The 13,881-nt window shown below is 55.5% G+C and carries 11 protein-coding genes; 6 read left to right on the top strand and 5 right to left on the bottom strand.

Annotated elements, in window-relative coordinates:
- Window positions 1–34 precede the first annotated feature (34 nt).
- Window positions 35–1,270 carry an RNA polymerase sigma factor gene (locus tag ACR0AD_RS10545; RefSeq protein WP_480487247.1) on the bottom strand — a complete coding sequence of 412 codons (1,236 nt, stop codon included), beginning with the start codon at window positions 1,268–1,270 and terminating at the stop codon, window positions 35–37.
- Window positions 1,271–1,273: 3 nt separating this feature from the next.
- A complete protein-coding gene (locus ACR0AD_RS10550) occupies window positions 1,274–1,645 on the bottom strand; it encodes a YciI family protein (RefSeq protein ID WP_480483831.1) in 372 nt (123 codons plus the stop codon).
- Window positions 1,646–1,872: 227 nt separating this feature from the next.
- Here ACR0AD_RS10550 and ACR0AD_RS10555 point away from each other — a divergent pair, with 227 nt between their 5' ends.
- Window positions 1,873–4,095 (top strand): HEAT repeat domain-containing protein, encoded by a 2,223-nt coding sequence (locus ACR0AD_RS10555; protein ID WP_480487249.1) that lies wholly within the window; start codon window positions 1,873–1,875, stop codon window positions 4,093–4,095.
- A gap of 99 nt (window positions 4,096–4,194) precedes the next feature.
- On the opposite strand, the gene ACR0AD_RS10560 is transcribed toward ACR0AD_RS10555, so the two are convergent.
- Window positions 4,195–5,100 (bottom strand): LysR substrate-binding domain-containing protein, encoded by a 906-nt coding sequence (locus ACR0AD_RS10560; protein WP_209598847.1) that lies wholly within the window; start codon window positions 5,098–5,100, stop codon window positions 4,195–4,197.
- Window positions 5,101–5,278: 178 nt separating this feature from the next.
- Between ACR0AD_RS10560 and ugpB the strand changes: the two genes are divergently transcribed.
- The 5 genes from ugpB to ACR0AD_RS10585 all read left to right on the top strand — a co-directional run bounded on the left by ugpB (window position 5,279) and on the right by ACR0AD_RS10585 (window position 10,385).
- Entirely contained in the window at window positions 5,279–6,589 is a 1,311-nt protein-coding gene (ugpB, locus tag ACR0AD_RS10565; RefSeq protein ID WP_480487251.1) for a sn-glycerol-3-phosphate ABC transporter substrate-binding protein UgpB, read from the top strand.
- Between the two features lie 63 nt (window positions 6,590–6,652).
- Window positions 6,653–7,534, top strand: a complete 882-nt coding sequence (ugpA, locus tag ACR0AD_RS10570; protein ID WP_480473981.1) for a sn-glycerol-3-phosphate ABC transporter permease UgpA — start codon at window positions 6,653–6,655, stop codon at window positions 7,532–7,534.
- 20 nt (window positions 7,535–7,554) lie between these two features.
- The gene (ugpE, locus tag ACR0AD_RS10575) at window positions 7,555–8,391 is read left to right on the top strand and encodes a sn-glycerol-3-phosphate ABC transporter permease UgpE (protein ID WP_209506351.1); all 837 of its coding nucleotides are present in this window, start codon (window positions 7,555–7,557) and stop codon (window positions 8,389–8,391) included.
- 3 nt (window positions 8,392–8,394) lie between these two features.
- Window positions 8,395–9,450 carry a sn-glycerol-3-phosphate ABC transporter ATP-binding protein UgpC gene (ugpC, locus tag ACR0AD_RS10580; RefSeq protein WP_480487253.1) on the top strand — a complete coding sequence of 352 codons (1,056 nt, stop codon included), beginning with the start codon at window positions 8,395–8,397 and terminating at the stop codon, window positions 9,448–9,450.
- Window positions 9,450–10,385 carry a glycerophosphodiester phosphodiesterase family protein gene (locus ACR0AD_RS10585; RefSeq protein ID WP_480487256.1) on the top strand — a complete coding sequence of 312 codons (936 nt, stop codon included), beginning with the start codon at window positions 9,450–9,452 and terminating at the stop codon, window positions 10,383–10,385. The genes ugpC and ACR0AD_RS10585 overlap by 1 nt, the downstream gene beginning before the upstream one ends.
- 73 nt (window positions 10,386–10,458) lie before the next feature.
- On the opposite strand, the gene ACR0AD_RS10590 is transcribed toward ACR0AD_RS10585, so the two are convergent.
- Together ACR0AD_RS10590 and ACR0AD_RS10595 are read right to left on the bottom strand one after the other, a co-directional pair.
- The gene (locus ACR0AD_RS10590) at window positions 10,459–12,144 is read right to left on the bottom strand and encodes a tryptophan halogenase family protein (RefSeq protein WP_267365576.1); all 1,686 of its coding nucleotides are present in this window, start codon (window positions 12,142–12,144) and stop codon (window positions 10,459–10,461) included.
- Window positions 12,145–12,209: 65 nt separating this feature from the next.
- A complete protein-coding gene (locus tag ACR0AD_RS10595; protein WP_480487258.1) occupies window positions 12,210–13,736 on the bottom strand; it encodes a malonate--CoA ligase in 1,527 nt (508 codons plus the stop codon).
- Window positions 13,737–13,881 lie beyond the last annotated feature (145 nt).

The following is a 13,881-nucleotide window of genomic DNA, read 5'->3' on the forward strand; positions in this document are numbered from 1 at the left end:
GTCTGACCCAAGGACGTATGAGGAGTGTGTTTTCCTACAGGCCCTCCAATTCTTCTTTGCTAATTTTGATTTTTTCGTTGATCACGTCGCATTCCAACGCGGTGGGAGAAAGCGCCAACACGGTTTCAAAGGCGGAAATGGCGTCTTTATGATCCCCCGCTTCTTGCAAAAGGCCACCTCGCATCGCGTGAAACCAACGATAGTTGGACAGCTCCTGTGACAGAGGATCCATTGCCTTCAAAGCATATTGTGCGCCGTGTAGCTTGGCCTGTGCGGCAATCTGGTTGAGCCGGATCACAGGTGTCGGCTGCAATGCGTAAAGGGCGGCGTAGTGGCTTTCGATTAACGCCCAGTTGGTTTCTTCGGACGAGGTTGAACAGGCATGTGCCTGGGCGATTGCAGCCTGGATGACATAGACCCCGCGGTGGCCAATCCGCTGGGCTTTTTGCAACAGGGATGTAGCCTCAGCGATATTCGAGCGATCCCAAAGATCGCGGTTCTGATCGTCGAGTGCGACGAGCTTGCCTTCCGCGTCAATCCGGGCCCGGCGCCGGGCGTGTTGAAACAACAACAGCGCCAGCAATGCGGCCTGCTCGCCCATTGCAGGGAACAATGCGGCAAGAAGGCGGGCAAGCCGGATCGCTTCTTTGCACAGCGTGAGCTTGATTTGCTGCGGCCCGGCCGAGGTCGACCACCCTTCGCTGAACATCAGATAAACCATTGTCGAGACTTCGCCCAACCGGGCTTGTCTTTCAGCCGGGCTTGGCGTTTCAAAGGCGACCGGGTTATTTGCTATTTTCTTTTTGGCGCGGGTAATGCGCTGTTCCATGGTCTTGGACTTGACCAGAAATCCGCTGGCGATCTCATCGACGCTCAGCCCCGCGACCACCCGCAAGGCGATGGCGATCTGATCCCGCCGGTCCAGTTCCGGGTGACAACAGATGAACAGCAAGCGCAGGACATCATCCCGCATCTCGTCAGGGTCGGGTGTTTCCGCCGGCATCGGTTGAAACTCCTCTGCGTGGCGCGACAGGATTGCCGCGCGCCGCCGGGATTTGCGTAAATCATCCAGACCCGCATTCCGGGCCGTGGCCAGAAGCCATGCCAATGGATCACGAGGCGCCCCGTCCTGAGGCCAAACCGCCAAGGCTTTCAGGCAGGCGTCGGCAAAGGCCTCCTCTGCGGTGTCCAGATCCCGAAAAGCCCGCGTCAGGGCAGCAATGGCGCGCGGGCGTTGTTCAGCAAATGTGGCCTCCAGCCAGTCTGACATGATCTATTCCGACGATATGGCACCCCCGGCCCAGGCCACAGGCCGAACTTCCAGCCGCGCGACCGGTGAAGAGATCAGTTTTGCATGTTCCAACGCTTCTTCAAGATCTTTGAAATCAGCGGCGTAAAACCCAAGGAAGTTTTCCTTGGTCTCGGAAAACGGGCCATCGGTGATCAGGGGGGCAGCACCTTCGGACGCCGCCGGTTCGACCATTACCGCTGACGTTGGCGGCATCAGTTTTATCGACACAAACTCTCCGCGTTCCGACAAAACCGCTTGCAGGGCGCGATGGCCTGACATCACTTCGTCCTGGCGATCTTTCGGCAATGCCTCGAACACGCCCGGTTCCCCATAAATTGTGATTGCGTAGATCATTTTCGCCTCCATGCGTTGGTCGCATTGTGCAAGGACGCGCGACGCCATGCAAATCCGACAACACGCAGAGCCGACAGATTGCCCAGACCGCTTTTGTCTAAAAACCCAGCAGTCCGGGCTTCCATTGCCATCCAGATAACAGGTCGGGGGATTTCAAAAACCGGAGCAAAACCGGTACCTTGAAAACCGGTTCCCAGAAAAATGGCTAAATGGTAGGCTGCGAGACTATGGAAAGCCGGCCAAATCGTCGATTAGCAGCCATCTTAGCCGCCGATATCGCAGGCTATTCAAGATTGGTTGGCTTGGATGAAGAAGGCACCATCGACAAGCTGCGCCGGATCCGCGCTGAAGTTATCGAGCCCTTGATCGCCGGGTATTCAGGGCGCATTGCGAACACAGCCGGTGATAGTTTTCTGATCGAATTCCCCAGCGCAGTCGATGCGGTTCGCGCTGCAGTCGAGATACAGGCCGAACTGTCGAAAAGAAACTCGGATACCGAACCTGATCGCGCAATCGTTTTTCGGATCGGTTTGAATGTCGGCGATGTCGTCTCGAACGCCGATGACATCCTGGGTGATGGTGTCAACGTTGCCGCACGGCTTGAGGCGCTGGCAGAACCTGGGGGGATTATCGCCTCGCAGGCGATTGTCGGATACGCGCGCAACAAGGTGCCCTTCGCCTTTACGCCAATTGGCCCGCAATCCGTCAAGAATATCGCGGACCCCATTGAGGCGTTCCGCGTCGAAACAGATGCGTTGACCCCGGCGGTAAAGCAAAAAACGAAGAAAGCGCCGCGTTTAATGAAGCTAGCTGCAATCCTGATCGTGTTGGGCGCGACCGGGTATATCGGGACAAAGACATGGGAAAAGGGTCAGTTGCGCGCTTCTGAAGCACAGATGGCTTACCCTCTGCCGGACCTGCCCTCGATCGCCGTGCTTCCCTTGACGAATTTCACCAGCGACGCGTCCAACAAGATGTTGACAGATGGCGTTTCCGAGGATCTGATAACGGACTTGTCCCGCATATCAGGGTTATTTGTCATCGCCGGAAACACATCCTTTGCATTTCAGGACCGCGACATTGATGTGGCAGGTTTTGCCGAGAAACTGGGCGTTCGCTATGTCGTTGATGGAAGCCTTAGACGTAGCGGAGAAGGTTTTCGGGTCAACATCCGCCTGACGGACACGTTGAACGGCAGATTGATCTGGGCGGAACGTTTCGACGGTGAAATCGATGAGATCTTCGACCTGCAAAACAACATTGTACTGGCGATTGCGCGCGAGTTGGATGTCCCGCTCGACACGCAAAGCCGGATTGCTATCGAAAACATAGAGACTGAAAAGATCGAGGCGCGCGAAGCGTTCCAGCGCGGGTGGGCGCTTTATTCACGCTTCAATGAACAGGACAATCTGGCCGCAATTCCGCATTTTGAGCGGGCTGTCGAGTTGGACCCGAATTATGCGCGCGCCTGGGCGATGTTAGCTATGGTACATTTGCGACCGCACATCTTCCACCACTGGTCAGGCTTTGCGAATGCTGAAGAGCAGATGCATATCGGGCTGTTCTATAAATACTACCGTGAACTGACGCATCAGGACACCTCGCTTATCCACGTCATCAGGGCAATAGTCGCTCTCAACCTTCCGGACTGGGACAGCGCCGAGGGTGTAAGTCGGGGAACAGAAGAAGCGAGACAAGAAGCCGCGAAAGCCATTGCCCTGCAACCAAGCGACCCTGAAGCGCATGTGACAATGGGATGGGCCTTGATCGCGGGTGGCGAGCCAGAAGAAGGGCTGGCATTTGTACAGGCTGCAATGCGCCTCGACCCGGAATACCCCAGCCACTACGCGCTATTTCAAGGTGCTGCGCTGTTTGCGATGAATGATCTGAAAGGTGCAGAGGCCGTTATTAGGTCTGAGCTGGACCGAAACCCGCAGGCAGTTGAGTTGATGCCATTTTCAGCGTCGGTTCTGGCCTTGAATGGCGATCGAAGCAGCGCGCGTGCAATGATCGAACAATGGCAGAATGGAAAAAACGAGAAGGTTCTGGGCGAAGCGGTGCGCGATTATTTCTTTATCGTGCGATGGATCGGCGAGCATCAGCATTTGAACAATCGCTTGAAAAACGGCCTTCAATTGGCCGCGCTTCCGCCGAGCACGACAGTTGCGAGCCTCAAAGCTGATCTGATGCGCGGAGATGCCAAGGAACAACGTGACGCGGCTCAGTCTTTGGCGCTCTTTGGAGCTGACGCAGCCCCAGCCGTTCCGGAACTGATCATGCTGTTGGGCAGCCCTTCGGTTTTTGTCAGAAAAGAAGCCGCCAACGCATTGGGTGAAATCGGCGGGAAAGCATCCCCCGCTTTGCCTGCATTGGAAGCAGCCGCAGACGGGTCTTTGTCGGGTAGATTTGCCGCCCGAGCCATTGAACAGATACGCGGAGCCTCACAATAACGACGACTTTGGGCGTATTCGATCCCTTGGCTCCTGCTTTTTCTGGAGAGTGTTGGCTGGAAACGCGGGCAGGTATCCTTCGTCCCGGTGACCGCAGCCTCACGCAAGTGTTCTGAACGCATTCAGACTTTCGCTGAAATGCTCGATGAACTCCAGTGTTATCAAAGACGGCTGCTTCAGAACCGGGCGTACCAGCGAAAGTGTATGCGGCAAAAACGGCTTGAATGGCCTGTAGCTTAGCCCCCGGTCTGTGTAATGGACAGCGTCCAGTTCGCTGACGATTGAGACACCAACGCCTTTTATGGCCAATTCACATGCCGCCGTGAATTGCCGGACTTCGATATGAGAGTTGAGTGTAACATTGGCCTGCTGAAATGCCTTCGAAAGCCGTCCGAAAAAGTCGCTGTCGCGCCGCGTATGTATGATGTTCTCATCTGCAAGATCGGATGGCGTCACCTCCGAGAGGTTCTCAAGCGCGTGATTTTTCGGGAATACGCAAACCGTGCGCACATCTACATTTCTGCTTTCGACCCCCGGATGACCGTTAAAGCCATCGGTGATTCCAAAGTCATATTGTTCGCCAACCATCCATTCCAATATCCGTTCCGGCCTGTCCGGTTCGATCGTCATGGTGACACCTGGCCGGTCTTTCAGAAAACTTGCCACAACATCCGGCAGATGGCTGGTGGCGAAACCGGGCAGGCAGGCGACGCGGATATGCCCGGCTTTACGCTGTGTGATATTCTGACTCGCGTCCGATATCTGCTTCATCAATTCCAGGACACGGTCCACGCTGGGTTGCAGATAGCGAACTTCCTGGGTTGGCACCAATCGCCCTTTGCGGCGATCAAAAAGTTGAAAACCAAACGATTTTTCAAGATCCGACAGCAACCTGCTGACAGCTGGTTGGCTCACCCCCAAATCGGCGGCCGCTGCTGTGACCGAACCATTGGTGGTCACCGCCATGAGTGCTTCCAATTGCCGAATTCTCAAAGTTTGTCTCATTGCAGACCCAGTTCCGCTTTTTTATTCACACTGTATAACATTGTATTATGTTTTTTGCCAATAAGTAGGGCTTGAATTATATTTCTGTAACGGTAACGTCGTGAAATCGTCATGTGTGTCGAATACGCGTTGCAGTCGGTACTCAACGAAGCATCAAACCTGATGCATGGGAGGAATCATGAAAAAGAATTTGCTTGGCGCTCTTGCCGTTACAACTGCCTTGTCCCCCTTGGCGGCAATGGCACAAACCGAAGTTCAATTCTGGCATGCCTTTACCGGCCGCCTTGGCGAACTTGTCAAAGCGCAGGTTGAAGAATTCAACGCCGGTCAGGATGAGTTTGTCGTGGTCGAAAGCCACAAGGGCAACTATTCAGAAACCCTGAACGCTGGCATTGCCGCTTTCCGTGCCGGCGAACAGCCACACATCCTGATGGTTTTCGAGGTTGGCACCGCAACGATGATGTCAGCAAAAGGCGCGATCAAGCCGGTCTACGAAGTCATGGCTGAAAGTGGCGCGTCTTTTGATCCCGATGCCTATATCGGCGCGGTGAAGGGTTACTACACCACCACCGACGGTGATATGTTGTCGCTGCCGTTCAACTCGTCCACGCCGGTCTTGTGGGTCAACCGCGACGCCATGCAGGCGGCAGGTGTTGATCCTGATACTGACCTGTCAACTTGGGAAAAAGTCGGCGATGTGCTGGAGCAACTCAAAGCCGGAGGCGAGGACTGCCCGCTGGTGACGGCATGGCAAAGCTGGATTCACCTGGAAAACCTGTCAGCCTATCACAACGTTCCGTTTGCATCGCAGGACAATGGTTTTGCCGGTCTGGACACAGAACTGATGCTGAACGGCCCGGTACAGGTCGCGCACCTGAGCGCCATGGGTGACTGGGCCAAGGATGGGAAATTCATCTATACCGGTCGCAGAAATGAAGGCGGCGCAAACTTCAGGGCCGGAGAATGTGCCTTGTTCACCGAAAGCTCGGCCGGGTATGCCGGGATCAAAGCCGAGGCCGAGTTCGACTTTGATGTGCGCCCGCTGCCGTATTGGGAAGCGGTCACAAGCGAGCCTCAAAACACCATCATCGGCGGTGCATCCCTATGGGTGATGGAAGGTCATGATCCCGAAGAATACAAAGGCGTTGGCGAGTTCCTTAGCTTCTTGTCCTCGTCCGACGTTCAGGCGGCATGGCACCAGAATACCGGCTATCTTCCGATTACCGCAGAAGCCGGTGAAGCGACTCGTGCGGCCGGTTTCTATGATGAAAACCCGGGCACCGATATCGCTGTGATCCAGATGACCGCGAAAGAGCCGACAGCAAATTCGAAAGGTCTGCGTCTGGGATCGTTCGATCAAATCCGCGGTATCATCGATGAGGAGCTTGAGGCCATCTGGTCCGGCGAGAAATCCGCCCAGGAAGCCATGGACAGCGCAAAAGAACGCGGTGACGCGCTTCTGCGCAGGTTCGAATCGGCAAATCAATAAACCTCTGAAATCCGGTGCGGGCTCGGCAGAGCCCGCATCCACTTTTCCCGGCGGGTCATCAGGATGGAAAAACGCGTCACATTTCGCGGCTGGCTGTTGCCATTGGCGCTGATCGCCCCACAGGTCGCCATTTCTGCCGTATTCTTCTTCTATCCCGCTGCACAAGCTGTATGGCAGTCGCTGTTCATCCCAGATCCGTTCGGGTTGTCGTCCAAGTTCGTCGGTCTGGGCAATTTTGAATTTCTGCTAAGCGACAAGTTTTATCGCGCATCCTTCGTAACCACGGCGGTGTTTTCGACGCTTGTTACGCTCTGCTCCATGATCCCGGCCCTGTTTCTGGCTGTCATTGCAGATCGGCTGATCAAAGGATCCGGAGCTTATCGGACGCTGCTGATTTGGCCTTATGCAGTCGCTCCCGCGGTTGCAGGTGTGCTCTGGCTGTTCATGTTCAACACGCGCGTCGGTGTCGTGTCGTGGTATCTTGGACAGCTGGGCTATGACTGGAACCACGTCTTGAATGGCACCGAGGCGATGGGGCTTGTGGTTGTCGCTTCGGCCTGGGGGCGCATCAGTTATAACTTTTTGTTCTTCTTCGCCGCACTCCAGTCGGTTCCGCGGTCGGTCATCGAGGCCGCAGCGATCGATGGCGCACGGTTCTGGCGCAGGTTTTTCACGATTGTCCTGCCGTTGCTGTCACCGACAGCGTTTTTCCTGCTTGTAGTGAATGTGGTCTATGCGTTCTTTGAAACTTTCGGCGTAATCCACACAATCACCGGTGGCGGTCCGCAGCAGGCCACGACCATTCTGGTCTACAAAGTCTTTTCAGACGGGTTCGTCGGTCAGGATCTGGGCTCGTCTTCGGCGCAATCGGTCATTTTGCTGATTGTCGTCGGCCTTCTGACCGTCATTCAGTTCAAGTACGTGGAAAAGAGGGTGCATTACTGATGGCAGCCCAACAGCACGGAATGGTCGAAAAGCGCGGAGCGGGTATCTGGCTGACACATGCCCTGATGATCCTTGGCGTTCTGGTCATCTTCTTTCCGATTTGGCTGGCATTTGTCGCCTCAACCGTTACCCAGCCGGAAGTTGTATCACCACCCATGCCGCTTTTGCCGGGTGATCAGTTCTGGGAGAACTACAAGGCAGCCCTGTTTTCCGGCGTGAATGTCCCCGTCGCAACGATGCTGTTCAACAGCCTTGTAATGGCCATCGGGATTGCAGTGGGCAAGATCATCATTTCACTGCTTTCGGCATTTGCAATCGTCTATTTCCGCTTTCCCGGTCGAACAACGTTCTTTTGGCTGATCTTCCTGACCCTTATGTTGCCGGTCGAAGTGCGCATCGTTCCGACATTTGAGGTCGTGGCCGGGTTCGGCATGCTCAACAGCTACTACGGGCTGATCTTTCCGCTGATCGCCTCGGCCACGGCGACCTTCCTGTTCCGTCAGTTCTTTCTGACAATCCCGGACGAGCTTGCCGAAGCTGCGCGTGTGGATGGTGCCCGGCCTATGCGGTTTTTCATCGATATCGTCGTACCGATGAGCCGGACAAACATCGCGGCACTGTTCGTCATCCTGTTTATCTATGGGTGGAACCAGTATCTGTGGCCGCTGCTTATCACCACCGACCCTGAAATGAACACCATTGTGATGGGCATCAAGCAGATGTTCCCGTCTGGCGATGATGTAGCTGATTGGCCGGTCATCATGGCAACCTCCATTCTGGCGATGATCCCGCCGGTCATCGTGGTGGTGTCGATGCAAAAGCTTTTTGTCCGCGGCCTTGTCGATAGCGAGAAATAGAAAATGGCAACAGTAACCCTGGAGAATGTCAAAAAGAGCTTTGGCCCGACAGATGTCATACATGGCATCGACATCCACATCGAAGATGGCGAGTTTATTGTCATCGTCGGCCCTTCGGGCTGCGGAAAATCCACGCTGTTGCGGATGGTGGCAGGGCTTGAGACCGTGACCGCGGGTGAAATCCGGATTGGTGCGGAACGGGCCAACGAAAAAGAGCCGATGGATCGCGACATTGCCATGGTGTTCCAGAACTATGCGCTCTACCCGCATATGTCGGTCCGGCAGAACATGGGCTATGGCCTGAAGATCGCAGGGTTGCCCAAGGCCCAGATCGATCAAAAAGTGACCGAGGCGGCCAGGCTATTGCAGCTTGAACCATTGCTGGATCGCAAACCCAGACAATTGTCAGGCGGCCAACGTCAGAGAGTGGCTATGGGTCGCGCGATTGTCCGTGAACCTGCGGTGTTCCTGTTTGACGAGCCTCTTTCGAACCTGGACGCAAAGCTTCGCGTGCAGATGCGGCTTGAGATTCGTGAACTACAGGAAAAACTGGGGATCACGTCGCTTTATGTAACCCACGATCAGGTTGAAGCCATGACAATGGCCGACAGGATGATCGTCATGAACGGCGGTATCGCCGAACAGGTTGGCACACCGCTAGAGGTATACGAAACGCCAAGAACCCTGTTTGCGGCACAGTTCATCGGCAGCCCCGCGATGAATGTCTTTGAGGCCCAACGCGAAAACGGAACCGTCATGATTGGTGGGGTCGCGGTTGGTTCGTCGCAGGGCCCTGATACTGCCTTCAAGCTGGGGGTACGACCCGAGCATCTATTGCTGGATGACAATGGCACAATTGAGGCTACGATTCAGATGGCAGAGCCACTGGGGGCAAACACGCTGTTGCACGGTCAACTGACCGGCTTGGGCGATCCGATCACGATCAGCCTTCCGGGTGTGCACCCGATCGAAGGCCGACATCCGAACATGCGGTTTTCTGTGTCCTCAGACCATATGCATATGTTTGACCGATCCACCGGTGAAAGGCTGGAAGGCTGATGGCATTCCCTCAGGTCGAGGCTTTCCGGGGGGGCGACAACGTGATCCGCATCGTAGGCCACCGGGGTGCGCGAGGTGTGTTGCCTGAAAACAGCATGATTGGCTTCGACTTTTCGCTGTCCATTGGCGTGCCGCTTCTGGAGTTTGATGTTGTCCTCACGGCTGACGACATCCCCGCCATAACCCATAATCACCGGCTGCACGCCCCCAGTTTTCGCGATGCTGACGGTCAGTTTTTGACCGGGGAAGAGCCGAAGGTTTCAACTCTGACGTTTGAGCAGATTCAGAAGTTCGATATCGGGCGGTTGGATGGGAATTCTGCCTATGGTCGGCGATTTCCAGATCAGGCGCTAATGGATGGCGTTCGCGTTCCAAGACTGCTTGACCTGCTGGATCTGGTGAGTGACCCCCAACATAGCGATGCCTGTCTGATGCTCGAGCTGAAATCGGACTCCGATTTGGCCCATGACGCGCGCTACAGAGAGAAGTTTGTCAGTCTTGTCCTGCAAGAGGTTCGTTCCAAGGCCGTGTCGTCGCGTGTGGTGCTGCACAGTTTCGACTGGAATCTGTTAGAAGAATGTCAGCGGCAAGCGCCGGATATACCATCTTCTTATCTGACCCAACTTCCCGAAAACGCCGAGGATTTAGGGGAGGATTCGTCCAAAGCAGTCTGCCCGGATTTTCGCGGCCGCGAAGGCGATATTCCGCGATTGGTTAAGCAAGCGGGTGGCTCACTGTGGTGCCCGTATTATGCGGATGTAACTGCTGAAAACGTCGAACTGGCCAAAGATTTGGGCCTTTGCGTTGCGGTCTGGACGGTCAATGACCCTGAAGATATTGCCAGGATGATCGACCTGCGTGTGGATGCCATTGTTTCTGATTATCCGGGTCGGGTTCAAAGGCACTTGTCTGACCGGGGTAAAAACTGGCGCTAAACCGCCCTGAAGGCCGGGGCTGAATGCCTCGTCCTTCAGTTTCTTAAATTTCCTTCGTAAGGGCAGAGAACCGCTAGAACAGTTGCAAATCCTTCGCGCCGCTTTGGATTTCAGCAAAGTTCGGCATGTTCTGGATCGTAACAGGTGCGGGTTTCGTGCCCGGCATCGCAACCGTCGGTTTCGCCACGTTCGCCATCCCAAAGACCGGTTTTTCCAGCTCACCCCGGATATCGCGCAGCAGCGTTTTATGATCCGGCATCACTTTGACTATCTGCGCAAGATCCTCTTTCGCACGCTGCATGCCCTGGAACCAGATCACTTTCTTCAACGGTCGCAAACGATCTCGGATGCCGGTACCGTAACCCGTATCATAGACCTGTTTACCCAACAGAACCGTTTGATAAACACGATGGTCAAACAGCGTGGCAAATTCCACATCGTGATCCATCGGCAGACGGTGCTGCCACAGCTCCAGATTCTCGGCCAGCCGATCCGGTATCTTCATCTCTGTCCGCGCGTCGATCCAATAGGGATCATCCTTTCGGTTGCCCAATCGGTAGTGCAGGCAGATGAATTCCAGAACCTCGTTATAAAGCTTGTCCATCTGCCGGTTGTATCTTGCCCGCAGTGACGGTGCGACGTCGCGCGTCGGCAAGTGTTCTGCAAACCAGCGCACTGCGTGGTCAATCATGTGGATCGCGGTACTTTCCAACGGCTCGATAAACCCGCCGGACAGACCAATTGCCACACAATTCTTGACCCAGGCATTGCGCACGCGCCCGACGCGCATCGGGATGATCCGCGGTGTCAAACCCTTGCCGCTGTCACCCAGCCATTCAAGATATTCGTCGGCCGCCTGATCATCCGTTCGATGCGCCGAGGAGAACACATAGCCTGTACCCACACGATTGTAGAGCGGCACCCGCCACGTCCACCCCGCGCCCAGCGCGGTCGACCGCGTGAGGCTTTCGATTTTATTGGGATTGCGGTGTTCAACCTGCAACGCCATGGCGCGGTCATTGGGCAGATAGTCCGAATAATCCAAAAACGGCTCGCCCAGTGCCTGATTGATGATCAGGCCGCGGAACCCGGTGCAATCGATGACCATTTCGATGTCATGACGTCCTGCCCGCTCCAGCATCAGATGGCTGACGTTGCCTTGTTCATCCAGCTCGACCTTCTGTACCTCGTCCTGGATATGCTCGACGCCGCGCTTTGTGCAGACCGTGGTAAGCATACCCGCAAACTTCACCGCATCCAGATGATAGGCATAGCCAAAACGCTGTTCAAACTCGGGCTGACCCAGCTGCCGCGCGCCTTTGCACAGACGTCCCAGATGATCGTGAGGCGAGATGGACTGTGTAAAGTCCCGCTCTCCGTTGCCAAAGCGCAGGAAATACTCGGCGGCGTCCAACCCTTCCAGCATCTGGCCATGGGCAAAGGGGTTCACGTAATCGATGCGTTTTCCTTTGGGGTCTTTGTTCCAGTTGCAGAACTTCACACCCAGCTTGAAGGACGCGTTTGTCTCGCGGAAAAAATCCCGTTCGGAAATGCCCGCCTGACGCAGCGTGACCGGCATGCGCGGCACCGTAGCCTCACCAACACCCACGGTCGAGATATTGGGGCTTTCGATCAGGCAGATATGTGGTCGGTCTTTTGTTGCTGAAGTGCGTGAAAACACCATGTCCAGGATCAACGCGGTCATCCAGCCTGCCGTGCCGCCACCTACGATGGTGATTTTGCGCAAACGATTGTTCATATTCTTCTGTCCCCATTGGTTTTGAGGACTATATCAAGTTTCCGACGCTTATCTAGGCTCTGCCATTATGTGCCTTGTGACCCGGCTTTGAACATGTCCCTAAACTGGTCACGCAAGATGTTCTTTTGGACTTTTCCCATTGTATTGCGGGGCAATTCACCCAGTTGAATAAGCGTGCGGGGATGTTTGAACCGCGCCAGGCTGTCGCGCACTGCAACCATGACCGCGTCGAGATCCGGAGACTGCCCGGGTTCCGCTACAATCAGGCCCAGCACGGTTTCACCGAAGTCGGGATGCGGCACGCCGATCACTGCGCTCTCCAGAACACCGGGGTGGCTGTCCAGAACCAGCTCAATTTCCTTGGGGTAGATATTGTAGCCACCCGAGATGATCAGGTCCTTGTTGCGCCCGACGATATGGACATACCCATCTTCGTCGACCCGTCCCAGATCACCGGTGATGAAAAACCCGTTTTCGCGCAGCTCGGCAGCCGTCTTTTCCGGCATCTGCCAATATCCCTTGAACACGTTTGGGCCACGCACTTCGATCTCACCGATTTCACCCTTCGGCAAGGGGTCGCCGACTGCATCGCATATCTTCAGTTCGACCCCCGGCAAGGGAAACCCGACCGTGCCCGCGCGACGTTCGCCGTCATAGGGGTTTGAGGTGTTCATATTGGTTTCAGTCATGCCATAGCGTTCTAGGATACGATGCCCGGTACGCTCCTGGAATTGTGCATGGGTATCCGCCAGCAATGGGGCCGAACCCGATACGAACAAGCGCATATGTTTGGTCAGCTCGCTGGTAAAACGCGCGTCTGCCAGCAGGCGCGTATAGAAGGTCGGAACGCCCATCATCGACGTGGCTCCGGGCATTCTGTTAATGATCTGATCCGGGTCGAATTTTGGCAGCCAGATCATGCTTCCGCCGACAGCCAAAATGATATTGGTGGCCACAAACAGCCCATGCGTGTGAAAGATCGGCAGCGCGTGCAACAGAACGTCTTCCGACGTGAACCGCCACTCTTTGACCAGTGTCCGCGCATTGGACAACAGGTTGTTCTGGGTCAGCATCGCGCCTTTTGAACGTCCGGTGGTGCCCGACGTGTAAAGAAACGCCGCCAGATCCTCACCGTCCCGATCCACGGTCGCAAAGCTGTCTGGCATTGCAACCGCCAGATCCATCAGCGAGCCCGAGCCATCCGCATTCAGCGTTTCCACCCTGCCCCCAAAACGCACGGCAATCAGGGTCAGTTGGTCTTTGCTTCGGCCATCGCAGACAACAAGTGACGCGCCGCTGTTTTCGATGAAATACGTCAGTTCGTCCACGGTATAGGCGGTGTTCAGCGGCAGGAAAACCAGGCCTGCCTGCGCGCATGCCGCGTATAGCGCCAGCGCCTCAGGCGATTTATCGACCTGAGCCGCAACCCGGTCCCCGGGTTTTAGGCCCAGTTGCGTGGCCACATGGGCGATCCGGGCGGCTGTACTCAGAAAGTTTCGATAGGTGACGGTCGTCCCGTCTGTCAGGTGCAGGAAAGCCGTATCTTTGTCGGCGTGAATGCCAAACAAATCATCATAGAGAGGGTTAGCCATGTTCGATCCTCCGTTTCCCCAGCCATAACGGCGAACCGCTTCTTAGGGGAAGGTTCAACTGTGTCACACTGCGCTTTTGCTTGCAGTTCAATGCCTGATCGCGTCGCTTTTATTGCCCGGCGCGAGTTGCAGCTCGGAACCCGTG

The sequence above is a fragment of the Ruegeria sp. BH8 genome, from assembly GCF_056538065.1.

What these genes read in the sequence shown, in the direction of transcription:
- ACR0AD_RS10545 (WP_480487247.1), bottom strand. Translation starts at nt 1,270, where the DNA reads ATGTCAGACTGGCTGGAGGCCACATTTGCTGAACAACGCCCGCGCGCC.
- ACR0AD_RS10550 (WP_480483831.1), bottom strand. Translation starts at nt 1,645, where the DNA reads ATGATCTACGCAATCACAATTTATGGGGAACCGGGCGTGTTCGAGGCA.
- ACR0AD_RS10555 (WP_480487249.1), top strand. Translation starts at nt 1,873, where the DNA reads ATGGAAAGCCGGCCAAATCGTCGATTAGCAGCCATCTTAGCCGCCGAT.
- ACR0AD_RS10560 (WP_209598847.1), bottom strand. Translation starts at nt 5,100, where the DNA reads ATGAGACAAACTTTGAGAATTCGGCAATTGGAAGCACTCATGGCGGTG.
- ugpB (WP_480487251.1), top strand. Translation starts at nt 5,279, where the DNA reads ATGAAAAAGAATTTGCTTGGCGCTCTTGCCGTTACAACTGCCTTGTCC.
- ugpA (WP_480473981.1), top strand. Translation starts at nt 6,653, where the DNA reads ATGGAAAAACGCGTCACATTTCGCGGCTGGCTGTTGCCATTGGCGCTG.
- ugpE (WP_209506351.1), top strand. Translation starts at nt 7,555, where the DNA reads ATGGTCGAAAAGCGCGGAGCGGGTATCTGGCTGACACATGCCCTGATG.
- ugpC (WP_480487253.1), top strand. Translation starts at nt 8,395, where the DNA reads ATGGCAACAGTAACCCTGGAGAATGTCAAAAAGAGCTTTGGCCCGACA.
- ACR0AD_RS10585 (WP_480487256.1), top strand. Translation starts at nt 9,450, where the DNA reads ATGGCATTCCCTCAGGTCGAGGCTTTCCGGGGGGGCGACAACGTGATC.
- ACR0AD_RS10590 (WP_267365576.1), bottom strand. Translation starts at nt 12,144, where the DNA reads ATGAACAATCGTTTGCGCAAAATCACCATCGTAGGTGGCGGCACGGCA.
- ACR0AD_RS10595 (WP_480487258.1), bottom strand. Translation starts at nt 13,736, where the DNA reads ATGGCTAACCCTCTCTATGATGATTTGTTTGGCATTCACGCCGACAAA.